Annotated in this window: 19 protein-coding genes and 1 tRNA gene; 4 read left to right on the forward strand and 16 right to left on the reverse strand. The window is 42.2% G+C overall.

What is annotated here, in order from left to right:
• The first annotated feature begins 49 nt into the window (after positions 1-49).
• Complete coding sequence (locus B5D06_RS01070; protein WP_078736185.1) at positions 50-1,393, forward strand: PhoH family protein; 1,344 nt, start codon at positions 50-52, stop codon at positions 1,391-1,393.
• Between the two features lie 276 nt (positions 1,394-1,669).
• Here B5D06_RS01070 and B5D06_RS01075 read toward each other — a convergent pair.
• From B5D06_RS01075 to B5D06_RS01150, 16 genes are all read right to left on the reverse strand, one after another.
• Positions 1,670-1,744, reverse strand: a tRNA-Pro gene (locus tag B5D06_RS01075).
• Between the two features lie 31 nt (positions 1,745-1,775).
• The gene (aroB, locus tag B5D06_RS01080; RefSeq protein WP_078736186.1) at positions 1,776-2,846 is read right to left on the reverse strand and encodes a 3-dehydroquinate synthase; all 1,071 of its coding nucleotides are present in this window, start codon (positions 2,844-2,846) and stop codon (positions 1,776-1,778) included.
• 10 nt (positions 2,847-2,856) lie between these two features.
• Complete coding sequence (gene alaS, locus B5D06_RS01085; RefSeq protein ID WP_078736187.1) at positions 2,857-5,475, reverse strand: alanine--tRNA ligase; 2,619 nt, start codon at positions 5,473-5,475, stop codon at positions 2,857-2,859.
• Between the two features lie 121 nt (positions 5,476-5,596).
• The gene (gene wecB, locus B5D06_RS01090; protein WP_078736268.1) at positions 5,597-6,763 is read right to left on the reverse strand and encodes a non-hydrolyzing UDP-N-acetylglucosamine 2-epimerase; all 1,167 of its coding nucleotides are present in this window, start codon (positions 6,761-6,763) and stop codon (positions 5,597-5,599) included.
• 12 nt (positions 6,764-6,775) lie between these two features.
• Complete coding sequence (locus B5D06_RS01095; protein WP_078736188.1) at positions 6,776-7,468, reverse strand: WecB/TagA/CpsF family glycosyltransferase; 693 nt, start codon at positions 7,466-7,468, stop codon at positions 6,776-6,778.
• A gap of 27 nt (positions 7,469-7,495) precedes the next feature.
• On the reverse strand, positions 7,496-8,539 hold the full coding sequence (locus B5D06_RS01100) for a glycosyltransferase family 2 protein (protein WP_078736189.1): 1,044 nt from the start codon (positions 8,537-8,539) through the stop codon (positions 7,496-7,498).
• A gap of 45 nt (positions 8,540-8,584) precedes the next feature.
• Positions 8,585-9,616: a glycosyltransferase family 2 protein gene (locus B5D06_RS01105; RefSeq protein WP_078736190.1), complete on the reverse strand. Its 1,032-nt coding sequence runs from the start codon at positions 9,614-9,616 to the stop codon at positions 8,585-8,587.
• Positions 9,617-9,724: 108 nt separating this feature from the next.
• A complete protein-coding gene (locus B5D06_RS01110) occupies positions 9,725-10,216 on the reverse strand; it encodes an HU family DNA-binding protein (RefSeq protein ID WP_078736191.1) in 492 nt (163 codons plus the stop codon).
• A gap of 442 nt (positions 10,217-10,658) precedes the next feature.
• Positions 10,659-11,720: a glycosyltransferase family 4 protein gene (locus B5D06_RS01115; protein WP_078736192.1), complete on the reverse strand. Its 1,062-nt coding sequence runs from the start codon at positions 11,718-11,720 to the stop codon at positions 10,659-10,661.
• Entirely contained in the window at positions 11,717-12,772 is a 1,056-nt protein-coding gene (locus tag B5D06_RS01120) for an O-antigen ligase family protein (RefSeq protein WP_234989531.1), read from the reverse strand. The genes B5D06_RS01115 and B5D06_RS01120 overlap by 4 nt, the downstream gene beginning before the upstream one ends.
• 226 nt (positions 12,773-12,998) lie before the next feature.
• Complete coding sequence (wecC, locus tag B5D06_RS01125; protein ID WP_078736194.1) at positions 12,999-14,207, reverse strand: UDP-N-acetyl-D-mannosamine dehydrogenase; 1,209 nt, start codon at positions 14,205-14,207, stop codon at positions 12,999-13,001.
• 183 nt (positions 14,208-14,390) lie between these two features.
• Positions 14,391-15,548: an MraY family glycosyltransferase gene (locus tag B5D06_RS01130; protein ID WP_078736195.1), complete on the reverse strand. Its 1,158-nt coding sequence runs from the start codon at positions 15,546-15,548 to the stop codon at positions 14,391-14,393.
• Positions 15,549-15,840: 292 nt separating this feature from the next.
• The gene (gene bioA, locus B5D06_RS01135) at positions 15,841-17,127 is read right to left on the reverse strand and encodes an adenosylmethionine--8-amino-7-oxononanoate transaminase (RefSeq protein ID WP_078736196.1); all 1,287 of its coding nucleotides are present in this window, start codon (positions 17,125-17,127) and stop codon (positions 15,841-15,843) included.
• Entirely contained in the window at positions 17,124-18,116 is a 993-nt protein-coding gene (gene bioB / locus B5D06_RS01140; protein ID WP_184227853.1) for a biotin synthase BioB, read from the reverse strand. The genes bioA and bioB overlap by 4 nt, the downstream gene beginning before the upstream one ends.
• Positions 18,117-18,212: 96 nt before the next feature.
• A complete protein-coding gene (locus B5D06_RS01145; protein WP_078736198.1) occupies positions 18,213-20,189 on the reverse strand; it encodes a peptide MFS transporter in 1,977 nt (658 codons plus the stop codon).
• Positions 20,190-20,212: 23 nt separating this feature from the next.
• Complete coding sequence (locus B5D06_RS01150) at positions 20,213-21,298, reverse strand: DUF4831 family protein (RefSeq protein ID WP_078736199.1); 1,086 nt, start codon at positions 21,296-21,298, stop codon at positions 20,213-20,215.
• 786 nt (positions 21,299-22,084) lie between these two features.
• Between B5D06_RS01150 and B5D06_RS01155 the strand changes: the two genes are divergently transcribed.
• From B5D06_RS01155 to B5D06_RS01165, 3 genes are read left to right on the forward strand one after another with little or no spacing between them, the layout of a single operon-like run.
• The gene (locus B5D06_RS01155; protein WP_078736200.1) at positions 22,085-23,947 is read left to right on the forward strand and encodes an ABC transporter ATP-binding protein; all 1,863 of its coding nucleotides are present in this window, start codon (positions 22,085-22,087) and stop codon (positions 23,945-23,947) included.
• A gap of 26 nt (positions 23,948-23,973) precedes the next feature.
• Entirely contained in the window at positions 23,974-25,275 is a 1,302-nt protein-coding gene (locus B5D06_RS01160; RefSeq protein ID WP_078736201.1) for a hypothetical protein, read from the forward strand.
• A gap of 54 nt (positions 25,276-25,329) precedes the next feature.
• The gene (locus B5D06_RS01165; protein ID WP_078736202.1) at positions 25,330-26,712 is read left to right on the forward strand and encodes a DUF6242 domain-containing protein; all 1,383 of its coding nucleotides are present in this window, start codon (positions 25,330-25,332) and stop codon (positions 26,710-26,712) included.
• Positions 26,713-26,742: the final 30 nt, after the last annotated feature.

Here is a 26,742-nt window from a genome sequence, read left to right on the forward strand (position 1 = left end):
CATTCACTACATTGCATCTTAATAATTCAATAATAAAACCCATTTAGCTATGAATCAAAAGAAAAAAGGAAGTATCAAAAAAAACTTTGTGTTAGATACAAATGTCCTACTACACGATTATGAGTGTCTCGATAAATTTGAAGAAAATGATATTTACATCCCTATAACAGTATTAGAGGAAATAGATCAATTCAAAAAGGGAGGAGAGCAAATTAACTATAATGCCCGCTCTTTCGTAAGATTACTGGACGAACGCGGTAAGCAAGAGATATTTACTCAAGGGATTCCTTTAGGCGAAGAAATGGGGCGTCTGTTCATCAAAATAGATGGTTTATCTCACCCGTTGGTGTGTCAGGCTTTTTCTGAACGTATTGCAGATCATAAGATACTTTCAGTAGCCCTCTCCTTGAAAAACGAACTCCCCACAGAACCCGTAATTTTGGTAACGAAAGATGTCAACCTTAGGATGAAAGCAAAAGCTCTGGGACTACGGGCAGAAGATTACATTAACGACAAAGTTTCGACCTCTAAACTATTTGATAAAGCACACGAAGAGTTTGAGGGAGTAGACGGAGACTTAATAGACAAAATTTACTCCGATCCTCATGGAATTGATTGGGAAGAACTACCCTTCCACGAAGAAATTGAGCCTAACCAATGCTTTATACTGAAGAGTGAACGCAATAGTGTTATGGTACGCTACAACCCTTTCACCCAAAAAATCGCCAAAATAAACAAGCAAACTCTATCGGGAATAACCCCTCGCAACTCTGAACAAGCATTTGCCTTTGATGTTATCACAGACCCTAATATCAAGCTCATCGGGATAACAGGAAAAGCTGGTACTGGGAAAACACTCTTAGCCTTAGCTGCGGCTCTCAGTCTCTCAGAAGATTATCGACAAATCCTTATGGCTCGCCCCATCGTGGCACTGGCCAATAAAGACTTAGGATTCCTTCCTGGGGACGAGAAACAGAAGATTACACCCTATATGCAACCTCTATTCGACAACCTTAGCTTTATCAAAAGTCTCCACAAAAGAGGGGGAAGCGAAGATCGTAAATTAGAAGATCTACAGAGAGATGAACGATTGGTTATTGAAGCACTGGCCTATATCCGTGGTAGAAGCCTCTCGGAAGTCTTGGTTATCGTAGACGAAGCGCAAAATCTAACGCCTCACGAAGTAAAAACAATTATTACTCGGGCAGGAGAAGGTACAAAGATTATCTTCACGGGAGACGTAGAGCAGATAGACTCTCCCTATTTAGATGCCGAAAGTAACGGGCTCGCCTACATGATTGATAAAATGAAAGGACAAAAACTATTTGCTCACGTCAATCTTATCAAGGGAGAACGTAGCGAGTTGAGCGAAGTAGCATCTAATCTGCTCTAAGCTCTTGAAACGAAAGTAGCCCGTATAAACTTCTTTTCGGTATCAAGTAAAGAGTCTTCTCAAGGGAATTTTGTAGAATGCTTTAGAAACATGTCTCTTAGAGCAAGGACAATGGCAGGAGCGCAGCGTATATACCCCAACCCATGTCTTAAAAAACGCAGCAGAGATGCGGTATTATGCAAAGATTTCAAGAAGGCTCTTTTTTGTATTCTCCCCTCTCTACAATAAAAAAGTAGGTACACTCTATAATGAAAAAGTGTACCTACTCTCAAATAGTCGGGATGACTAGATTCGAACTAGCGACCACACGCCCCCCAGACGCGTACTCTAACCGGACTGAGCTACATCCCGAATTGCGACGACAAAGGTAGTCGTTATTCGCTTACTGACCAAATATTTCTCTATAAAAATCGAAAGATTCTTTGATTTCCTCCTCCGACACCTCTAATTTCACAGGTTCTCCTAAGTCTTTTAGCCCTATTACAGCAATACTCTCCCCCCTGTTTTTCTTATCTGCATACATATATTCAATGATCGCACTATACTGTTTACAAGAGAAAAGATAAGGCGACTGTATCTCTTTGGCTAAAGCAATCAAACTACGTATATAATTCATAGGAAAAGAGTAGCGAATATGAGAGATATAGAGTTCACAAATTAAACCTATAAGCACGGCCTCTCCATGCCGTAGAGGTTTACTCCCTTTACAAGCTACCTTATGAGAAAATGCCTCCACGGCATGCCCTATCGTATGCCCCAGGTTAAGATATTGGCGGATACCCTTATCTCGTAAATCAGCACACACATACTGCTCTTTTATCTTCACACTCTCCCTTATTATCGGGCTCCATATTTTACCTCTTTCCGTAGGGTCAAAGGAAATGGTTGCCTTCCACACGTCCTTTCCCGAAAGAAGAGCATGCTTGACCAACTCCCAATACCCCGCAACGATTTCATACATATCAAGGGTTTGTAGGAAAAGAGGGTCTATGATAATAGTATGCGGTAGAGCAAAGGCTCCAATGAGGTTTTTGATTCCTTTATAATCGATAGCTGTTTTCCCCCCCACAGAGGCATCTACCATAGCCATGAGTGTAGTAGGGATGTAGGTCGTATGCACTCCCCTTTTATAAATTGCAGCGGCAAAACCTCCCATATCAAGCAATGCTCCGCCACCAGCGACAAGTAGTAAAGAATGCCGAGTAGCTTTGCGTTCTATTAACCAGTCCAAAATCTGCATCAAAGAGGCAAAGTTCTTATGCTCCTCTCCCGCCGATATACGCAACCTGTTTTCAGGAGTAATCTCTTCATAGATGGGTACTAAAAGAGAGCCTGCTACAAGAGCCATATCGGCATCTTCCAAAAGAAGCATACGATCGAAGCCCTCAGACTTAAGAGTCATAAGGGCTTCTTTATTCAGGGCTCCCTCGCCAATAGCTATATGGGAGTTCATAAATTCTTTCTTATAAAGATTGTATCTCCTGTTTGATATGCTCTACCGCCTTAGGGAGTCCAGCGATATCCTTTCCTCCCGCTGTGGCAAAGTGAGGCTGACCACCTCCCCCACCCTTAATCAGAGTAGATACAGAGCGCACCAAATTCGAAGCGTTGGCACCCAAAGCCACCGCAGCATCTGACAGAGTGATAGAGAGCAAACACTTTTCGCCCTCTTTGGTTGCCGCAAGGAAGATAAATGGCTCATCAAGCTCACCACGTAGTTGGAAAGCAATATCCTTTACAGAATCGGCACGATACTCTCCTTCTAAATAAAGGAATCGAATAGAGCCTATATGGTCTTTCTGTGCCAAAATCTCGGCCTTTTTCTGTGCCATCTGTTTACGAAGTAATTGGTCTATTTCTAAACGAAGTTGTGCCTCCTCTTCGATAAGCTTACGAATACTGTTCACGACCTTGGGATTATTGTTAAACAGAGCTTTAATCTCTGTCAAAGTATCTTCCTTCTCATACAGATAGCGTTCTGCATTACTCCCCGTTACTGCCTCTATACGACGGATTCCTGCAGCGATGGAAGACTCTGAGACAATACGAAAAGAACCAATCATACCTGTCGATGGTAAATGGGTACCTCCACAAAGCTCTATCGAATCTCCGTACTGCAACACACGTACTTCCTCTCCATACTTCTCACCAAAAAGAGCCATAGCTCCCATATTTTTAGCCTCTTCAATAGGTACATTACGAAACTCTTGACGGGCAATATCTTGACGGATTTTTGAAGAAACAATCTCTTCCACGCGACGGATCTCCTCGGGCGTAAGTTTATTATAGTGGGCAAAGTCAAATCGAAGTACCTCTGGACTCACAAAAGAACCTTTCTGCTCTACATGCTCACCCAATACATCTCTCAAAGCTTTATGCAATAAGTGCGTTGCAGTATGATTAGCCTCTGCCATACGACGACGCTCCGTATCGATATAAGCGTGGAAGGTTTGAGATAAATCATCGGGTAACTTATCCATTAAATGTACAGGCAAATTGTTTTCTCGCTTGGTATCTCTAATGGCATGACGAGAGTTGTCTTCTGCCAAAAGATAGCCACTATCGCCTACTTGTCCCCCCATCTCGGCGTAGAAGGGAGACTGAGAAAGCACAACTTGATAGAAGTCCTTATTCTTTTGTTTTACCTTTCTATAGCGCAATATACGGCACTCAGAATCTGTTCTGTCATAACCCACAAAAAGGGAATCCCCCTCTTGTAGTACGACCCAGTCCTCTGTTTGAAGTAGAGCAGCATTACGAGCACGAGCTTTCTGCTGTGCCATTTCTTCATCAAATCCAGCTTGATCTAACGACATATTATGCTCTCGGAGGATTAACTCTGTAAGATCTAAAGGAAAGCCAAATGTATCATAAAGCACAAAAGCATCGTGCCCCGAGAGAGTACCCTCACTCCCGAACTCCTCAATCTTTCTGTCTAAGAGCTTCATACCAGATTCAAGAGTGCGTAGGAAGCTATCCTCCTCCTCTTTCATTACTTTGACAATCAGGTCTTTCTGAGCTATAAGCTCTGGATAGGCACTACCCATACAATCAATAAGAACGGGTAAAAGAGCGTACATAAAAGCCTCTTTACGGTTAAGGAATGTGTAACCGTAACGAACCGCTCTACGCAAAATACGGCGAATTACATAACCAGCTTTGGCATTAGACGGAAGTTGCCCATCGGTAATTGCAAATGCTATGGTACGTACGTGGTCTGCTATCACTCGCATAGCTATATCAGTCTTCTCACTATGTCCATAAGCAATTCCAGAAAGATTGGCTATTGCCTGGATAATAGGTTGAAAAACATCCGTATCATAATTAGAGCGTTTGCCCTGCATAGCCATACAAAGACGCTCAAAACCCATACCCGTATCTATTACCCTGTGAGGCAATGGAGAGAGCGAACCATTGGCCAAGCGATTGTACTGCATGAATACAAGGTTCCATATCTCTACTACCTGAGGGTGGTCTCTATTGATCAGATCCCTCCCAGACACCTCTGCCCGTTCTGCCTCAATGCGGAGATCTATATGTATTTCACTACAGGGGCCACAGGGACCAGTATCCCCCATTTCCCAAAAGTTATCCTTTTTATTACCATTTAAGATACGTTCTTTGGGCAGGTAACGCTCCCAAATAGAAGCCGCTTCGTTATCCCTTTCAAGTCCATCTTCGGCAGCACCTTCAAAGACAGTGGCATAGAGACGATCGGCAGGTATACCCAATCTCTCGTGAAGAAACTCCCAAGCCCATGTAATAGCCTCTTCCTTGAAATAATCCCCAAAAGACCAATTGCCCAACATCTCAAACATAGTATGGTGATAGGTATCGTGCCCCACCTCCTCGAGGTCATTGTGTTTACCACTTACCCGCAAGCACTTTTGGGAGTCTGCTACTCGTGGATATTTAGCCTCTGCATTGCCCAGAATAATATCCTTAAACTGGTTCATTCCAGCATTGGTAAACATAAGCGTAGGATCACCCTTTACAACCATCGGTGCAGAGGGAACTATATGATGCTGCTTAGAGGCAAAAAAGTCCAAAAAAGCAGCACGTATCTCGTTAGCGGTCATCATATTTCTTCTTAAAGCTCTTTTTATTGTCTGACAAAAGTAAACATTCTTACCCAAATGCCTACCCACCCAGCTCTTTAAGTGGTATTATGAAAGCTTTAAGTAGTATATAGTAATCCTCTAATTAGTAACACAGACTTTGGGAGAGCACCTCCACTATATACGAACAGGCATTTCCATCACCATAGGGGTTATTAGCTCTACTCATTTCAGCATATGCGAGTTCATCTGTTAGAAGTCTTTCTACATTACTAACAATTTGATCGTAGTCTGTGCCCACAAGTTTTACAGTTCCCGCCTCTACTGCTTCGGGACGTTCTGTTGTATCTCTCATCACCAGTACGGGTTTTCCCAGTCCTGGAGCCTCTTCTTGTATGCCTCCACTATCGGTAAGTACAATAAATGAACGCTCCATGAGTGTAACAAACTGCAAGTATTCGAGAGGCTCGATGAAGAAAAGATTCTCCCATTTATTTAACTCTTTCCCAAACACATCGTGGATAGGCTTACGAACATTAGGATTAAGATGCATGGGATAAACAAAATCTACCTCTGGAAAACGTTTACTAAGCGTCTGAATAGCACGGCAAATACTAAGGAATCCATTCCCAAAGTTCTCTCTACGATGCCCAGTAATAAGTATAAGTCTACGTTCTTTATGGAGTCGCGTTAGATCATATCCAGATTGAAGGAGTTTTTGCTCCACTTCTTTTTGCAAATTAGGATTGTTCTTTATGCTGGCTACTACTTGTTGGAGCGCATCAATTACAGTATTGCCCGTAACGAATATGCGGTCATTAGAAATTCCTTCTGCAAGCAAATTGTCCTGACTAAGTTTAGTAGGGGTGAAGTGATAAGTAGCCATGCGGGCTGTTAGTTGGCGATTCATCTCTTCTGGCCAAGGACTATATATATTGTGTGTACGTAGTCCCGCCTCTACGTGTCCAACAGAGATTTGTTGGTAAAAAGCCGCAAGAGCAGCAGCAGTGCTGGTCGTTGTATCGCCGTGTACCAATACGACATCGGGTTTAGATTGCTTGAGTACTTCTCGCATTCCGAGTAAAACTCGACTGGTAACATCATAGAGATCCTGGCCTTGTTTCATAATTGCCAAGTCATAGTCGGGTTTGATGTCGAATAAATCTAACACTTGATCCAACATCTCTTTATGCTGGCCTGTTACACAAACGATTGTTTCAAAATCATTAGTTTTTGCTTGTAACGCCTTTACCAATGGAGCCATCTTGATAGCTTCGGGACGAGTACCGAAAACTAACATTACTCTTTTCATGTTTACTAACATCTAATAAAATAATACTCTGAATAGGAATCGTACTAAATGTATCTGTCTTTTGATGCGACTTGGTTGGCGTAATAAACGATAGGCAAACTCAAGATTATTGCGTATCCACCACTCAGGAGCTCTCTTTACACGTCCTGTATACACATCAAAACTCCCTCCTAAGCCTTGGTAGATTGCTAAAGGATGCACTTTTTGCATACGCTCCATAAGAAGTTCCTGTTTAGGAGACCCCATGGCGACAAATACAATATCTGGTTTTTTGGCTATAATATCTGCAATTAGAGCCTCATCATCTCCACTTTTAAAGTAACCATCTCTATAACCGACAATATTTACTCCAGGGAAATCTTCCTTAAGTTTTTCGATGGTAGAGGATATTACCTCGGGCTTTCCTCCCACGAGATAGAAACTTTTCTCTCTACTATATCGCTCTATAATCTTGAGCCATAGTTCACAACCTGCTATCTTACGGGCTTTTTTATATCCCTTTTTCTTGAGAGCAATTACTGCTCCCACCCCATCTGGGTAGCCAATATTACGATTGTAAATAGCCTTTAGATCGTCTGTAGCGTGCAGTATTTTCTCTGCATTAATTGCCACTAATATGCCTGGATGCCTCTCTATATGATTGATCAACTCAAGAGTCGAAGCAAAAGGATAAACACCTACTCCACTAAGTAGAACTGGCTGCATAAGCACTCTTTAGATACTAAAAACAACTTATTTATGGAGTTTTTTTCTTATTTCCTCTATGATAGAGAAGAGCGAGAAGAGTATAAAAGAACGCCCTATGGTATTCCAGAAAAGCTTTACAGAGGAGCTTCCCTGATACCAATCCTTTTTATACCCATTATAATAGCTTGAGAAAACACCTTTTCTTCGGAACTCGGCGTAGAGTTTCAGTTTAGTCGAGAGCGAGAACCGAGATTTTCGGACGAAGTTTAGCAAGTTGCGATGCAGCATATTGGAAGCACTTTTCACCATCTGCATATCATAGCTATTGGGTGCTGGATTATGCAAATTGAAGCAATCTCGCCACAAATCCTCGATACGAAAGAAGTCATCTATCTGCCGCATTCTTCGTGCCTGGTCAGAAAGGTTCATAACACTTCCCACCCGAATATAGTATAAATAAGGAATAAGAGAGGAGTTGAAGAAGCTGGCTCGGGTTATAACTTTCATAATCCTGGGCCATATCTCGAAGTCTTCAAAATAGATGCCGTCGATATAGCGCAGATTATTCTCGAGCCAAATCTTTTTTTCAGAGATAAAAGTACACGAAGAGATATTAGCTAATTGGTACTGAAGAATATCTTTTCCCGAATATTCCCCTTCGTGGTAATTTCCGATAGAGCCTCCAAAAGTTACTACTCCATTCGTTCTGATATAGGGGAAGAAAAGAATCTCGGTACTATTCTGCTCTATCTGCTTCATAATTAAAGCAAGACATTGAGGAGCAATATAGTCATCTGAGTCTATAAACCAAATATACTTGCCTACTGCTTCTTCGATCCCTACATTTCTTGCGCTACTCTGCCCCCCATTACTCTTATGAATAACACGTATAAAAGAGTGCTCTCGTGCCAACTCATCACAAATTGCCCCACTACTATCGGTGGAACCATCATCTACCAAGATGATTTCATAGTTGTAATAATCTTGTGCAAGAATACTCTCTACACAGCGGCGCAAATAATCCTCTACATTATAAACGGGGATAATAATAGACAATGCGCGTACAAACTCGGGAGAAAACTCTAACATACTAAATCAAGAAATACTATTTTCAAACAACACAAAACCTCTTTACTACTCCTTTATTATATCTCTTACTATCGAATAGAGCGCATAGGCAATAAAGGAACGCCCTATGATATTCCAAACCCATTTTAGTTTTCCCGATTTGATATAAGGATGCCTACGATGCCCATTATAATAGTTGGAGAAAACTCCCTTTTTCCTGTACCGAAAAAGCAATTTGAGCTTAGTAAAAGAAGAGAGTTTAGAGAGCGTAGTAAAGGTTAGTAGGCATCTATGAAGCACCCTTGTACTTTCTTTAAGAACGACCATATCATAACTATCGGGCGCGGGAGTAACAAGATTGAAGTGCTCTCTCCAAGACTCTTCGATGCGGAAATGATCCTCTATCTGCTTTAGCTTCTTCTCTGGATTAGATTGATTCATGATACTATCAGGACGCATAAAATACCTATACGGGACAATTTCTGAATCAAAAAAAACAGATTTTTGGACTACTCTCATTAATTGAGGCCATATCTCAAAGTCTTCAAAGACTATTCCTTCCAGGAAATTAAGTCCGTGCACATCCCATAAAGATTTCAAGGATATAAAAGACCATGCAGTATGGTTTGCCATTTCATTAAGTACAACTTCCCTTCCACTATAATGCCCAGGGTAATACTTTCCAACAGGAACTCCAATAATAGACGATCCATCCGTTCTCAAAAATCGGAAGAAAAGAATCTCTGCCTCTGCTTTTTCTATCTGATTCATCATAGGCAAGAGGCACCCAGAAGCGATATAGTCATCGGAGTCTATAAACCAAATATACTTGCCTACTGCCCTTTGGAGCCCTGCATTTCTTGCACTACTAAGCCCTCCATTGGGCTTATGAATTACACGTATCGAGGAGTGTTCCTTTGCAAGTTTATCACAAATCGCACCGCTACTATCGGTAGCACCATCATCTACCAAGATTATTTCGTAGTCATGATAATCTTGTTCGAAGATGCTCTCTACACAGCGATGCAAATAGTCCTGCACATTATATACAGGGATAACAATTGAGAGTGTGGGTAATAAGTTTGCAGTACTCTCCATAACAACAACGATAAAACTTATATCCTCAATAAAAAGCTCCAGCTCCTAAGATAAAGGAAAGAAACTTATCATTAGGAGCTGGAAGCGACAGTTGAAACTAACTATAAATCATATTCCCTCGCCACTCGCCTCTGGATCTGAGGGAGGATTGCCAGGAGAGGGAGGAGGTTGCACTCCAGGAGTTGGGGTATCTTTCTTAGACTTAGGTTCAATACGCTCGTACTGGATATTATTCAAAGTGAAGTACTCCTTAGAGGGATGGAGCTTAATAACAGGCTTTACAATATGCCTTGTCGAGAGGAATTTCTCATCTACTGGCACAACCATACTTCTGAAACTTGGTTTCAAAACGCCCATATCTCCAAACTCTACCATATCGCCCTCGGAAACAATATCCTTGGCAATCTCAATGGCATAGTTAAGTACTGCCGAAACCTCTTGATGCGTAAAAGTGGTTGCCTTGGCAACACGCTCACAAAAATGACGGAAACTAACGCGATTCCGCCCAGAAGGCAATGCCACCTGCACCATTTGACCTTTTAATTTCCCCACCACAGCCTTGCGCTGATGTAGGGTAAAATTCATTTTCTTCTCTGCCATATTCTCTACTTTACTCTTTATGCGTCGAAACTATTAATTTACAAAGAAAAAAACACCGCCAGCCCAATAGTATGCTGCTCAACAAAATAAAAAACAAATAAAATATGAAGAGGTATATACTACCACGACAAAAAGTACATACTATCCGTCAAATTAGTACTTACTATTTTCAGGATTACTATATACTATCTGGTCAATTAATACATACTTTTCAGAAGAATACTATCTGCTCTTTTGGCCGGCGGTGTTTGATCAATCCTCAGTGACAACAAAATATATCAAAAACTACCAAACTCTATCCGAAAGATTTCCTTTTAAGAAACCTGATTATACTTTTCAAAAAACGCCTTGTAAAAACTCTCTTACACCACAGCGAGAAGAGATATTTTTCGCAAACTTAGCAAATCATTTTGAAATAAAAAAAGGAATACTCTTTTTTAATCTAAAAACTACCCGAAAGTTCATTATAAAGTTTCTCTAAAGAGAGTGCCACCCCCTCGGGAGCATATTTATAACCTTCGGTCTTAGAGGCTTGTTGCAGGGCAGAGAGCAGAGCAGGCTCTTCGCAGAGCTTTTTCAAAATAACGAACAGCTCATTACGCTCTCCTGGAGCGATAAGTACCCCGTTCTCTTCGTTCACCACATCGGGAATACCGCCTACACGAGTAGCTACCACCGCTATTCCATACGCAAAAGCCTCTAAAATCACCATAGGAAGCCCCTCGAAATAAGAGGGCAGAAGGAGCAAATCTGCCTCAAGAAGAGCTTTTTTCTTGGTATCTCCCGAGAGCCAACCATGAAATCGCACCAGCTCCGACAGGCCAAGTTCTTCTACTTTTCTTTTAAATAATAGCACGTCACCATTGCCCCCTACATCCAAAACAAGCTTACCTGCAAAGTATTCTTTATGCTCTGCCAGCACCTCGAGCAGGTCATAAATCCCTTTCGACTGAGCCAAAAGCCCCAAAAAAAGTACTCGTAGCAAAGAAGAGGGTGTGCGCTCGTTAAGCTCCTCTTCGGTAGGCAGAACCACAGGATTAGGAATAATACGCACCAAAGTACGGGGTGCAATCTCTCTAAAAAAGTGCTGCCAAGAGGAAGAGAGCACAATAATACAATCAGCCCTATTCAAGAGCCAGCTAATAAGCTTGGGATGCGTGCGATAAAAATCCCTAAAAGCACCGCCATGAGCATGAAGTATCGCCTTTCTTCCCAACAACTTAGCCAGCAGCATGAAGATAGAAGCACGGTAAAAACAAATAGACACGGCCGTGTGGATATGCACTATTTTAATCCGACGGTAGGCAATAAGCCTCCCCAAAAATCGGACTAAAGCCCCCAAAAGCACAAAAAAATTGCGCCAACCGCTCCACCTCGAATTGGCTATAAAATCAAACTGTTTGAAAACATGCTCATCATAAATAGACAACACTTGGGCTATTCCGCCACGGACAGGTTTGTACGAACAGCCAACAGTCAGAACATCTCGCCTGTCAAGCCTCATAAATATCTTGCGCTTTGAAAATAAATAGTCGAATACCTCGAAATACTCTGCCTCGCCCCAGAAAGTACTAACAAAGCAAGTGCCAAGGAAAAAAGAGCCGAAAAGAGAAAATAAATCTCGCTCTGAAAAAAAGAAAAAAGCAAGGCCGATAAGAAAAGAGCCAAACTTAATCGATAATAAGGAGAGCCCCTATTAGAGCGAATAAGACGATAGAGAGAGAAGTAAAACATCGACAACAACACCAGACCAACAAGACCATGCTCTACAAGTGCGTTGACAAATTGGTTGTGAGAGAAGACCCTCATACCTGTCTTTTGGTAATTATAATCAACAACTTTTGTCCAACCTCTCCCAAAAAGTAGCTCATAGGCATTACCCCCACTCCAATTCTCAATGCCATTCACCCAAAAAGCTATGCGACCAGAGCCTTTTATATCTATCTTATTAGCAGATTCATTTGAATATATACTCCTCCCAACTACACGAACTTGAAACTTCTCGTTCGTAGTATACAGATAAATAAGACCACCCAATAGTGCGATAAAAACGAATAAAAAACGTACAACGTACCTCGGAGTTATCCTTTTCGGCAGCATTAACACGACGACTCCCACCAACAACATAAGCCATCCCGTACGAACATAAGCCTGAAAAATAGAAACTAACCCCACCAGAATAAGAAACAAATTGAAACCTTTGCTCAAAAAAGAACGGAATCTCTTGCTCTTAAATCCATTGAGTAGCACAAGAATAGAAGCCGCAAAGTAAGAAGATGCCGCATGAGGAGAACCAAAAACAGCCGAATAATAAACCGTACCCTCCTCCGAAAAAGAGTGCGTTACAAGGTAATCTTGAATGGGAGTAACGAACCCCAGCAATACAAAAAAAGAGGCAAGAAGAATAAACTGAGCTAAAGAATAGAGAAATATCTCTAAACGGTCAGTTCTAAGAGAGTATTTAATCAGCCAATAACGAAAAAAGAGCATCAAAGGCAATTGCTTCATGGCATGCGTAAAAGAATAAAGAGGATTAAGAATAGACTCTACATTCAAAGTACTCTCTATAGCTAACCCGTAACTATACTTCTCCCAAGCATACTTCCTTTTAAGACTCCGTATAGAGAATACTAAAAGGTAAAATAATAAAGGAAGTTTCCACAGCTGCGCGATAGATAAACCCAAAGGTGTAGGGAATCCCTCGATATAATGCAGTATAAAAAAAAGAATAAAACTGAATATATAAAGTAAATATCCCCTCATTGTACCCCTCTATATTAGTCTACTTTTTGAAGACGCCACAGAAATCAAGGATAACTTTATCCGTACGATATTCGAGAGACTTAAAAGGTGTATGTGCCGTCAAAAAGGCAATAATATCTGCCTTTTCATAAGCCTCTCGATAATCTGTAAGCTTAAAGGTATTATGCTCAGATATATTCGGCTCTACAAATAGTACCTTAGCATTGTTCAGACCCTGCATTACACGGGTGGCGATATACTTGGCAGGAGACTCTCTTAGATCGTCAATATCGGGCTTGAAAGACAATCCCATCATGGCAATTACTGGAGAGTATCCGTAGCGATTCTCAAAACCTTGGATGGTTTTACTTATTTTCTCGGCACACCAGAAAGATTTATAATTGTTTATCTCTCGAGCACCCGCTATAAGTTTACTTTCCAGCGGGAAAGCAGAAGAAATAAAATAGGGGTCAACTGCTATACAATGTCCCCCTACACCACTTCCTGGTTGTAAGATGTTTACTCGTGGATGTTTATTAGCCAGCTCTATCAATTCCCAAACATTAATTCCAGCCTTATCGCAAATAAGAGAGAGTTCATTGGCAAAAGCAATCTGTACATCACGACTCGCATTCTCTGTTAATTTGCACAATTCTGCTGTACGAGCATTTGTCCCATGTAGAGCTCCCTTTACAAAATGTGCATAAAATTCTTTCGCACGCTCAGTTGCTTCCTCGGTTAAGCCCCCAATTACCCGATCGTTATGCTCCAATTCATAAATAACATTCCCTGGAAGAATACGCTCTGGACAATAAGCTATATGTAACAATCCTTGTAGTTCAGGACGCTCTCGATAGATTAACTCTGCCATTTGTTCTGTTGTTCCTATCGGAGAGGTAGACTCAATAATGAACAAATCTCCCTTCTTTAATAGGGGAAGTACAGATTTTGTAGCAGCCTCTACGCATGCAATATCGGGGTCATGATTGGCCTTAAAAGGAGTAGGTACAACAACCAAATAAACATCACTCTCCTCTGGAGTTATAGAAGCACGAAAAACTCCTTTTTGTAGCACTTCTTGGAGGAGTTCTTCCATACCTGCCTCTATAAAGTGAAGCTCTCCCGAATTAGTTTTTGTAACAATATTGGAGTTTATATCGACTCCCAAAACCTCTATACCACTTTTAGCAGTTACTATCGCAGTGGGAAGTCCTATATAACCTAACCCAATAAAACAAGCTTTTTTCATTCCGTTATTTTACTACAAAATAGTTTTCTATTATCCTATACCGCTGTCTTTCCCTGAAGAAAGTACCACACACTACATTGATTATATAATATACATCCGCTCTTTTGCCTCCCATACTGCCCACTAAACATATAACATAGTAAAGATTATATCGGGAGAAACAATATGCTCGCCAAATAAGTACTATTCACCCTTCTCTAAAGAAGCTTTGAGTGCCCGTTTACGTGCCAAACTGGCAATAAACATATTAGGTACAATCCAGATAAAGATATTCAATAGAAGTAATAGGTTGATATTAAAAAATGAATCCCCAACAATGTTAAACAAAGAGAGTAACGTAGCATATAGTAGTATAATCACAAGTGCTTGTCTTTGACTTAACCCCAAAGCCATTATTCGATGATGGATATGGCTTTTATCGGCTTTAAAAGGATTTTTCTTCGATAAAATTCTCAATATAAATACATGGAATAAATCGAAACATGGAATAAACAAAGGGGCTATCACATATGAAAAAGGTAAAGCCCTACCTGTAACAGGAGTCAACAATCGCAAAGCCATGAAACTCAAAATAAGTCCTAAAGTTAAAGCCCCTGTGTCTCCCATAAAAATCTTCGTTCGCTTTTCTATCGTACCGAAAAGATTGAATCTCAAAAAAGCAACCAAACAACCAACAATAGATACACAGATTATTGCATACAAATACATATTGGCATAAATAAAGAAAGGTATATAGAGCAGCATCCCCAAGAGTACCAAGCTTGTAGCCAATCCATCAATGCCATCAATTAGATTTATACTATTGATAACCAAAAGAAAAAAGAATATGGCTATGGGATATGCCAATACATTAGATAAGCTATCTAAGAATAACAAACTATCCCAACCCGCAAGATAAACTCCCGAAAAAAGTAGAATAGAAGAAGAAAGGATTTGAGCTATAAATTTGCGTCGATAAGACAATCCCACTAAGTCATCTACCACACCAACAGAGTATAGTAAAATAGTTGCAGGCAGAAGAAAAAGGATATCAGATACCCCATACAAGGGAAAATCTATAGGTAGAGTTAATAAACTTCCTGCAGCTAAGAAAAGAGAGACAACCAATGTTACTACAGGAAAAAACACTATTCCTCCCAAGCGAGGAATAGTTCCCTTATGTACAGTTCTCTCATTTTCTCTATCAAAAATACCTTGAGCATAGGCAATGAAAGACAAGCGGCGCAAAGCAATATAAGAAAGAACAGAGGTGGTTAACAGCAACAAGAAAAAGAAGAGCATCCTTTTGAGCCCCCCATCCACGTTATATACAGCCGTTATATCTACAAAAACAGACCTCATACTCCCTTATTTGCAAGTAAAATAGAGGTTCATTGTAGACAACGTACGCTTTCTTATAAAATCATTTGCAATAAAAAAATAGGCTCCCATCACAAGTTCTTGGATAATTAAATCCCTTCAATAAAGATTTCGCATGTCTGTATTGTGTCACAAAGGTAATTAATTATTGCCAAGTTCCTGACTTTTTATTCATAAAGTGTGGAGTTTTTATGTTAAAATAACCCCATTCATAAAACTATAAAGCCTGTATTCCTCTCATTTTTCACAATCTGTATAAAAAGTAACTATAAGACTAATCATACTGCTCTCGAACTATTTTTACCAAGCTATGAGTTAGTCGGCTCAAGTCCTCCTCTCCTATTATATAAGGAGGCATCAGATAACAGAGACGACCAAAAGGACGTACCCATACCCCCTCCTCCACAAAACGTTGCTGCATACGCGCCATATTGACAGGCTTTTTCGTTTCGATTACACCTATTCCCCCCAAGACACGTACCTCCTCTACTCCCTTAAAAGAGGAGGCCAATAAAAGTTCCTCTCGCATTTGCGCTTCCATAGCTTTAATCTTCTCCTGCCAAGAGGTAGAGAGCAATAGAGAAAGGCTCTCCAAGGCCACTGCACAGGCTAAAGGATTGCCCATGAACGTAGGGCCGTGCATGAAACACCCTGCATCGCCTGAACATATCGTATCGGCTATAGTTTTATGCGTACAAGTAGCCGACAAAGTCATATATCCTCCCGTCAAAGCCTTACCCAAGCAGAGAATATCGGGTACCGCCCCCGCATGCTCTGCCGCCCAAAAAGTGCCCGTACGCCCAAATCCTGTAGCTATCTCATCAAAAATAACAAGCACTCCATACTCATGACATAGAGCTAAAGCCTCTTTGAGATAGTTGGGATGATAGAAATACATTCCTCCTGCCCCCTGTACAATGGGTTCCAATACCAAAGCAGCTATATTCTTCCCCTCCTGCTGCAACAATTCCTTCAGCGGATTGAGATCGGAAGCCTTCCACTCTCCATGGAACTTACTCTTCGGTTGAGGGAGAAAGTATTGCCGAGGGAGCGCGCGCTCAAAGAGAGTATGCATGCCCGTAGTCGGGTCACATACACTCATAGCATGCCACGTATCTCCATGGTAACCAGAGCGTATCGTAGCAAAAGCTTGTCGCTTTGGTGCCCCTTTTGCATGCTGATACTGAATAGCCATTTTCAGTGCCACCTCTACCGCAACCGAGCCACTATCTGCATAGAAAATCTGATCTATTCCCTCGGGAAGTAGGGGAAGTAGTTTACTTGCCAACTCAACTGCTGGGCGGTGCGTAAAACCGCCAAACATGATATGGCTCATTTGATCTATCTGCTTTTGAATAGCTCTATTGAGACGAGGATGATTATAGCCGTGGATTGCCGCCCACCAAGAGCTCATTCCATCGACTAATTGCTCGCCTGTTTCCAAGTAGATATATACCCCCTCGGCACGCTGTACGGGAAAAACGGGCAAAGGGTCAATGGTAGAAGTATAAGGGTGCCATAAATGCTCTCGGTCTATCCTCAACAATTCGTTTGTAGTCATATTCTATCTTCTGTCTCCCAAGTAGTTTCGATTTCATTACTGTAGCCCATCTCTTTGATAAGCTGCATATCCTCCTCTGCCCTTACCCCTATGGTAGTAAGCATATCGCCCGTAATAGCAGCGTTAATACCTATATACATCGCTTTGCGCACGATGGGAAGAGGTATCTGGATGCGACCACCACTGAAACGTAAATAGGCCTTGGGATTGATAAGTCGAAAAAGAGCAACCGTCGTGAGATACTCTTCGGGCGAGAGAGGAGGCACACTGGCAAGAGGTGTACCCGCTATGGGTTGTAGCATATTGATGGGAATGGAATATACCCCTATATCCCGCAAAAAAAGAGCGAAGTCTATACGATCTTCCATACGCTCCCCCATACCTATAATTCCCCCCGAACAGACCCTCATACCGACACGACGCGCAGCTTTTATTGTTTCTAACTTATCTTTTTGGCTGTGTGTAGTGCAGAGCTTCCCAAAAAAGTTAGGAGCCGTTTCCATATTGCAATGGTAAGTGGTAACACCTGCCTCGTAAAGAATACGCAAACGCTCCTCATCCAACAACCCCAAAGAAGCACAGCAACGCACCCCACTTTCGCGGCGAATAGCCTTGTAGGTATCTGCCAACGTCTGGATTTCCCGCAGAGACAAACTTCGTCCACTGGCCACTAAGGAAAAACGCTTTATCCCCTGTGCATGGTTGTAGTTAGCCTGTGCAACACATGCCTCTGTATCTAAGAGAGGATATACTTGTGCTCCTGTAGTATAGTGTCTACTCTGTGCACACCACTTGCAATCCTCTGGACAATTACCACTCTTGACATTTATTATGGAGCAGGTATCAAAACCTTTACCCATCATTCGTTGAGTAATCTGGTGTGCAGCCTCGTAAAGCACCTCGGGTAAACATTTATTCCAAATCTCTAAGACTTCTTCCCTCGAGAGTTTGTAACCATTTACTATTTTCTCTACTATTTCCTGCATTATTCGTTAAGGGGTTGGTTGGTAATAAAGCAACCTCTCCCAGTACTTCTGTATAAGAAGTCTGCGGAGAGGTTGGTGCTGTTAAATATTATCTTACGATTAAGCGGTAACGCGCTCCAATCGTTTCATTACAGAGAATATGAATGCCGCTGAGAGTAGACAGCATGCAATAAGTACTCCCCAGAATGCTACCAATGAAAGTTTTTCCCAGAAAGCTCCCATAACACCTACGAGGAGGTTGCCCACCGCAGTTGCTGCAAGCCATCCACCCTGCATCAAACCTGCATATTGTGGGGGAGAAACTTTTGATACAAACGAAAGACCCATTGGGCTGAGGAATAGCTCTGCCATAGTCAATACGAGATAAGTACCGATGAGTACGTTGGGCGATACCAAAACATCGCTTGTACCCTTGATGTCACTTGGTGCTGGCAAACCGATAGATGATACTAAAAGCACGAGGAAGCCTAAAGCAGCCAACAACATACCGATACCAATCTTACGTGGAGCAGAAGGTTCTTTATCTCTGTTAGCAAGGTAAGTGAAGAATCCTACTGTTACGGGTGTCAACAGGATAATGAAGAATGGGTTAAACTGTTGGAAAATCTGAGGTGTGATACTTCTAAGACCATCGGCAATAGGCTGAATATCTACATAGTAACCACCTATGAGACCTGCTATACCTAATACAACAAGTAGCAAACCTGTTTTGGGGTTCTTCTTACCACCGAGGAGCCCGAAGAGTGAAAGATATACACCATACATAAGAGCTACAAAAGGTAGCAACATCATCAAAGAGAAGGGGATATAACCATTGGCTGTAACCTTGCTCACCGTATAGTCACGAGCAAAGAAGGTCATCGTCAAACCATTTTGGTGGAATGCCATCCAGAAGAAGATAACTACGGCAAACACAAGACCCAAAGCGAGCAAGCGTTCGCGTACTTCCTTCTTAGACATTGGAGCTGCAGCTCCCTCTTGATTAGCCTTAGCTTTAGCCTGTTTGGCGGTAACGTCTGCCTCTTTCCAAGTTTTACGGAAGAGAACGAAGATGAGAATAGATATAATCAAACTACCGCAAGCTACAAAGAAAGCCCAACTGTAAGATTTAGAAAGAGTTGTTGCTACATATTTATTACCGAAATCTCTCTCGAAACCTTTAGAATCGGTTGTAGCTAAAAACTCAGCAGGCACCTCTGCCTGAGCGATACGCTCACGAAGCACAGCCTTAGCCTCATTGTCAGAAGCCTTACGACTTGCCATTAACTCATAGTCTGCATCGGTAACCGTGAGGTTAGGATCGGTAATTGCACCCGCTTTGGTGTACTGATGAAGCCCTGCGAACTTAAGATTGAAAAGGATTTCAGCCTCGTCTTGAGGGAAAATCACACCTTTCTTTTTCTTCGCATCGGCAATCTTTTTAGCCTGTTCTTCGGCACTTTCAGAAGCGAACTTAGGGTGCTCAGCCTGATACTCAGCCATGAAAGTAGCCTCATCTACTACCTTATCGTTAAGAGCTACATAGTTCTTAGGAATAGAAGCATCGTAGTAGAAGTTTTCTTGCTGAAGGAAGTAGTTGGTAATAGCGTTCCCCATACTTGGAGCAAAGAAAGCACCGATGTTGATGAACATATAGAAAATAGAAAACGCCATATCTCTACTCTTGGAATAGAGTGGGTTATCGTAAAGTTTTCCTACGAGAGCTTGTAGATTTCCCTTAAACATACCCGTCCCAGCGGATATAAGTATGAGGGATAAAGCCATGAAGGCAATCCCTTCTGTACCAGTACCAAACGGAATACCTAAAAGGAGATAACCTCCAAACATGACCGTAATACCAATTAAAATGGTCTTACCATAACCCAACCATTTATCGGCAACGATACCTCCAAACACAGGCAAGAAATATACGAGAGCTAAGAAAGTCCCGTAAATAAGACTTGTGGTTGCAGATGAAAAGCCAAATTTGGCTTGCATGTAAAGAGTTAAAATCGCCAACATGGTGTAGTAACCAAAGCGTTCTCCCATGTTCGCGAGGGCCAGAACGACCAGCCCTTTCGGGTGACTTTTTGCCATACTTTTAATTATTAATGTGAGATTTATTCTTTCTTGTGTATCGAGAGAATGGCACCTGTGTTCACATCAAACAAGACGCATACATTGCCCTCTTTGGGTTTTGTTATTTGACTATCCAATGAAACTCTATATCCAAACTGAGTAATCGGCAGATTCTCTTTGGCTATTTGCTTCTTACCGACACTAACCGTAGCCGTAGCACTGCCTGGTACATTATATATGATGCCTTTCAGTTTACGCTCGCGTTTATCAAGCTCATCGGCAGAGATTTCTTGTAGATTTCTCGTTGGGGAGAGATTAAAGGTAACAGCCTCCCCTTTGGTGGCATTGGGTGACAACAAGCCTTCTCGAGAGGAGAAACGAACCAGCGTGCGGTTATTTATAGCCCCCTCGGGTGCTATCGAAAAGTGTCGGTACGAAGTTTCGGTTGTAAAAGTTCCCTCAAAGAGTTCTTCCAGTCCTGCTATTTGAGATTTAAGCTCCGAAACAGCCATCTCGTAAGCAGCACCGTCACGCGGTGCACTCTCTGCCTTGCCAGAGATTAGCTCCAGTAAATCCTCTCGCATTTCAAAGAGCTTACCCGCCACAATCTCGGCACGCTTTGCTTTGGAAGTCGCAAAGGCATACTCTCGAGGTAGGGCAATGCTCTTCCGCTCGGGCATTGGCTCAGATTCTAAAGTCTCTTTCTTTTTAACAGTAGAAGGAATGCCATCTGTATTGATGCCCGATATGACCCCCTCTTTGGTCAGGGCCACATAACTAAAAGGGTTTGGTGCTTTGAAAGAAACGATATATTGTTGTCCCTCATCGGGCACACCGAGAGACTCTATTTGGGTCTCTTTAATCCGATAAGAAATTTCCTGTTGGGTTTTGAACTCTTTGCCTAAAAGAATAGGAGCATACTCTGCCAATTCTCCTGGGGTATAAACCGTTTTCTCTATAGTTAGAGAGACTTGTACCCAACTCTTGGGGAGGTAATAAACAATTCCTTGAGCAGCATACTCCGTTGCTGAGTACCGAGTTACATCTGCCTGCGACCACATCACTTGAGAGGATGGGAGCAAAGCAAGCAATATGCAGAAAGTTTTCTTTAGCAACTCGTACTTCATTGTTCAAAATTTTCAGCAAATGCAAAGCTAAGTAATTTCATCGAGATAATTTCCCTTTACCCTCGCGATAGTATCCTATTGGCACTCCATTTTCACAACATTTGTTCTTTTTCTCTTTCTGAATAAGGGTACAACTTATTTACAACAGTATAAAGCTCTCCACAAACAGGTATCACAAAAAAGATTGTACAGGGTTGTATTTTTTTCACGCCACACAAAAATCTTTGTAGACCTCAATCTCTCTTAGAGGAGGAAAAGGAGCTTGGCACCTATCGGGTAGCCACAAACGAAGTAAAGGAGTTGACTCAAAATGGGTTGTATAATCGAGTAATACAAAGGGGAACAGCTCCTATAAACCCCAGAGCCACTACAAAAAACATATAAATAACTGGAGAAAAAGAGTTTACTACTTACTAAAACCCTGTTTCCTATAAAGCAAAAGTTTATTTGCAGATTGCAAATATGTATATTCAACTTGAATATATGTGTATTCAATCTGCGTATATATATATTCAATCTAAAAATAGAGTTTTACTCAAGAGGAAAACAACTTTTAGTCAGTAGGTTTTGAATTTTTCGACGGAAGAATCAAAAGTAAAATAGCTCCCTCTCCATTCGCAGGAAACTATAAATCGGTTTCCTCCAGCCTATAAGACTCTCCCATCTCTCTCTAAAAGTGTATTTTTGCACAGCACACACAAAGGGACTTACTCATTATCGGCAAGTAGTTTTTACCTCAAGCCCAGAGCAAATTCCTCTGTTCCTAAAACAATTTGCACACTAAAGATGAAGCGTTACTTCCGTATAGTAAAACATTATGTTTGGCCTTATAAGGGTTATTTGTGGCTGAGCGTTGTATTAAATATCCTCGCTGCTCTACTCAATCTTTTGGCATTCTCTCTGATAATGCCCATACTGAAAATACTCTTCGGTCTAAGTGAAACGCATCATCAATATATACCGCTCAGTAGTATTCCCTATGAGGGTATCAAAACCGTATCGGAATGGGGTAGCGCGCTGAACAATAACTTTAGTTACTACATAGAGCAGCTAATCTCCTCCTACGGGGCGAGTACCACTCTCGTAATCCTTTGCCTCTATCTGGTAGGTATGACCCTCCTAAAAGTTAGCGTAACTTATTTCGGCCTATGGAGCCTTATCCCCGTACGTACGGGAGTAGTGCGAGACCTGCGCAATAAACTGAATGACAAGATAACCCTCTTACCCATAGCCTTTATGGCAGAGGAACACAAGGGAGATATATTGGCGCGCATCTCGGGAGATGTTGGGGATGTCGAGTGGACTATCATCGAAACCTTGGATATGATGATTAAGAATCCAATTCTTTTGCTCATCTACCTCATAGCACTTTTTACACTAAGTTGGCAGTTAACCCTGTTTGTATTTGTCGTACTTCCCCCAGCTGGGTACATTATGGGAGTAATCGGGCGCAAGCTAAGACGCCAAAGTTTAATAGGACAAAATATGTGGGGGGCTCTGATGTCTCAGGTAGAAGAGACACTTGGCGGGCTTCGTATCATCAAAGCCTTCCGTGCAGAGGGGAAGATAAGAGAGCGTTTTCACAAATCCAACGAAGAGTATAAAAACGTTGTAACCAAGGTATATGAGCGTCAACAACTGGCACACCCCGTGAGCGAACTATTAGGAACGATAACGATAGCCATTATCTTGTGGTACGGAGGTAGTCTCATATTGGAGGGCACGAGTATGATTTCTGCCCCTACCTTTATCTATTATCTAATCGTCTTCTATAGTATTATCAATCCAGCAAAAGAGCTTAGCCGTGCCTCTTACGCCATCCAAAAAGGAATGGCATCTATGGAGCGAATAGAGCGCATATTGGATATTGACAACCCAATAAAAACTCCCGATAATCCTAAGCCGCTCTCCTTTGAAAAAGAGATAAAACTGGAGAACGTTTCCTTTAGATACTCTCCCGAGAAATGGATACTCAAAGACCTCAACCTAACCATAAAGAAAGGGCAAACGGTGGCTCTCGTTGGGGCTTCAGGGGCTGGCAAAAGTACTTTGGTAGACCTTATTCCCCGATTTTGGGACGTAACAGAGGGGCGCATTACCATAGATGGAACCGATATTCGTGAGGTAGATTTGGATAGTTTACGTGCTTTGATAGGCAACGTTAATCAAGAGCCTATCCTCTTTAACGATACTGTTTACAACAACATCGCTTTCTCTCCCGAAGTTGTTACAAAGGAAGAAGTGGAGCATGCGGCTAAAATAGCCAATGCACACGAGTATATAGAAAACCTGTCAGAGGGGTACAATACTAACATTGGGGATAGAGGGTGCCGTTTAAGTGGAGGGGAGAGACAGCGTTTGAGTATAGCACGTGCCGTCTTGAAAAACCCCTCTATACTGATATTGGACGAAGCGACCTCCTCTCTGGACAACCACTCTGAGCGATTGGTACAGGGGGCTATTGAAAATCTTCTAAAGGATCGTACCACTATCGTTATAGCTCACCGATTGACCACAATAGTCAATGCCGATGTTATCTGCGTACTGGACAAGGGGCGTATTATAGAGAAAGGCTCTCATGAGCAGTTGCTCGCTCAAGGGGGAGCCTATTCACGCTTGTATAAACTACAAGCGAGCCAATCGGTATAGGGGAGAGAGTTGCGTTGGTACAGAGCATGGAACCGATTGTTATACAAAACCTCCCTCCCTCCAAGAGCTATGCTAACCGCCTTTTCGTCATGGCTCACTTGGCTGGAGTACTACCCTTTGTCAAGAAAAAGTTCTTTACACAGTGGCAAAAAGAGCAGATACCCGACGATATACATCTGATGCTCTCAGCTCTTGAGAACATTCCTCAAAAGCGCAACAACTCCTCAACTTTTTCGGGGAAAAGTATTATAGATGTAGGTGCTGCAGGCACGGTGCTCCGCTTTGTAGTAGCTGTTGCAGCACTTACCACAGAACGCTCCGTTTTTCTTACGGGTACTCAACGGCTCCGACAACGTCCGTTACTTCCCTTGCTAAATACGCTAACAAATTTAGGGGCTACTATCTCCGAGACGTGGGGCGACAGCACTGGCAAACAGTCCTATTTAGAAATCTTGCCCGCTTTACACCCTTTGAAAGGAGGAGAGGTGTCAAAAGATTTGGGCAAACAGAGCAGCCAATTCGTTACCGCTCTTCTTCTCATAGCCCCCTATTTGTCCTCTCCTCTGTTTGTACCGCTACCTCCCGAGGCTCCTAGCAAACCTTACATCGCTATGACACTATCTATGATGCGTAAAGCAGGGGCTGTTTTCTCTTTAGAAAAAGAAGGGGTCTACCTCCAAAACAAACCCTATAATCCTCAAGCTATAGTGGCTATGTCGGAACAGATAGAGGGAGATTGGAGCGCAGCATCCTATATATATGGTTGGCGAGCCATGCTACCCATCGAAAGGGATATCTTCATACCTCATCTCTCTCCCCTCGACGAGCAGGGAGATAAAAGGGTAGAGACTCTCATGCTCCCATTAGGAGTGAAAACGCTCTATAAAGAGGGCGAGGGAATACTATTATTAAAGGAAGATATACCTCTATCACCTCTCTACAACCCTATACTAAAGGACTATCCCGATTTATTGCCTGCCCTCTTCGTTACCTCTCTAATGCGCGGCCAGCCCTTTTACTTTGATGCCATAGGAGGCGTTCGACTAAAAGAATCAGACCGTCTATCGGCACTTTCCGAAGTGGGTTCTTCACTCGGCTTTCATATCAAAGAGAGCGAAAGCTCCGTTGCGTGGAGCGGCGAGCAGACACTCCCAAAAGAATTACCACTTGTTCCCACGCTACAAGACCATCGCCTCCCGATGGCTTGGTCTATAGCTATGCTTCGAGGTTATCCCCTGATTTTTGATGATAGCAGTGTGGTAGGTAAGAGTTACCCCCTATTCTGGAGGGATGCGATGCTTGTAGGGGTGTGTTTATCAAAGAGATAATTTTCTAATCAGTGATAAATCTTATCTTTGTGGACAATTAAGCTGGTAAGCACTATGAGTTTACACTATAAAATATTAAGCAAGATTGCTTCTTGTTCTCTCTTATGGGGGATGTTCTTTTTGTATGGATGTATCTCTCCTACGGAAATAAAGAATCCCGAGTTGGAATCTGTACAAATAACCGCTTTCCGTATAGAGGACAAGGACAACCCCGATTTGAAGAATACTTTCTTCTCTATCGACCACCGTAAAGGAGTTATTTATAATGCACATCTTCTACCTAAAGATTTGGCATTGGACTCCGTTAAAGTAGTGCTCTCGCGCCATACCGATGCACAACTTAAGTTCATCGTTGCAGGAAAAGAAGAAACTCCTGGGAGCAATGACTCCCTCTCTTTTGTCGATTGGAAAAAGGGGATAAGCATCCAACTGTCCAATCCCACGAAGGAAATGTTCAAAGAATACAAAGTGGACATCAGAACCTATTCTTACGATCCTCAAACTTTCAACTGGCACAGAGCCGAGGGGACTCAATTACCAGCCCTCGCAGACGTAAAAAAGCTCCTCTTAAGAGAGCATCAAGACCAACTCTTCCTCTTCGTAGGTACAACATCTGGCTCGACAGAGATTTATAAGAGGGGCAAGGAGGCTACAGGTAATTGGCAAAAAATCAACACATCAGGCCTTACTGGTATCGTAAAGGATTGTACCATAGCCCCCGATGGGACAGCCTATCTACTAACCGACCACTTCGATTTCCTCGTCTCTTCGGGAGACTTTACTCGATGGTCTTCTGCTAATATCGGACAGTATATCTTTGCTATATTAGGAGCTTTCACAGAGCCAGGCGAGAAAGTTTCGACCCTTGCTCTTGTACTTAGAGAGGCTCCAGATAACAAGTTGCACTTCGGGGTACTAAAGGGGGCAACCTTTAGTAGCGGCGAACCTCTTCCCGCAGACTTCCCTGTAGAGAACTTCTCTCCTCTACATCTCAACGTGGCACAGCATCCTATGCTCTTGTTAGTCGGCTCGTCAGCGAAGTCGGGCGTTCTCCAGAAGGCTGCAACATGGACTACAACTTCGGGGTTAGACTGGTTGCGTCTGCCAACGCAAGAGGAAGAGCAGATGGAAGCAAGCCTACACGCGCCTGCACTTATATATGACAGAGAGCTCGATAGGATATATAGTTTTATCCCTGCCGACTTTACCACTGCAACTCCACAGATGAAAGTTTACTTCTCAGACAATAAGGGGCTCTCTTGGATGATGGGTAGCGGAGCTCTAATGCTTCCCCCTGCGGAGTTTGGCATACGCTCTAACAACTTAGTGGGATATATGGGTAAAAACCATACTCTCTATCTTTTTGGAGGGATACTACAGAATGGAACACTCCCTACAGATATTTGGAAAGGAACTCCCCGTATTTATACAGAATAGGATAGAATAAGTAACAACTTAATCTATAAG

This window comes from Porphyromonas circumdentaria, assembly GCF_900167105.1.
GTDB classification, from domain to species: domain Bacteria; phylum Bacteroidota; class Bacteroidia; order Bacteroidales; family Porphyromonadaceae; genus Porphyromonas; species Porphyromonas circumdentaria.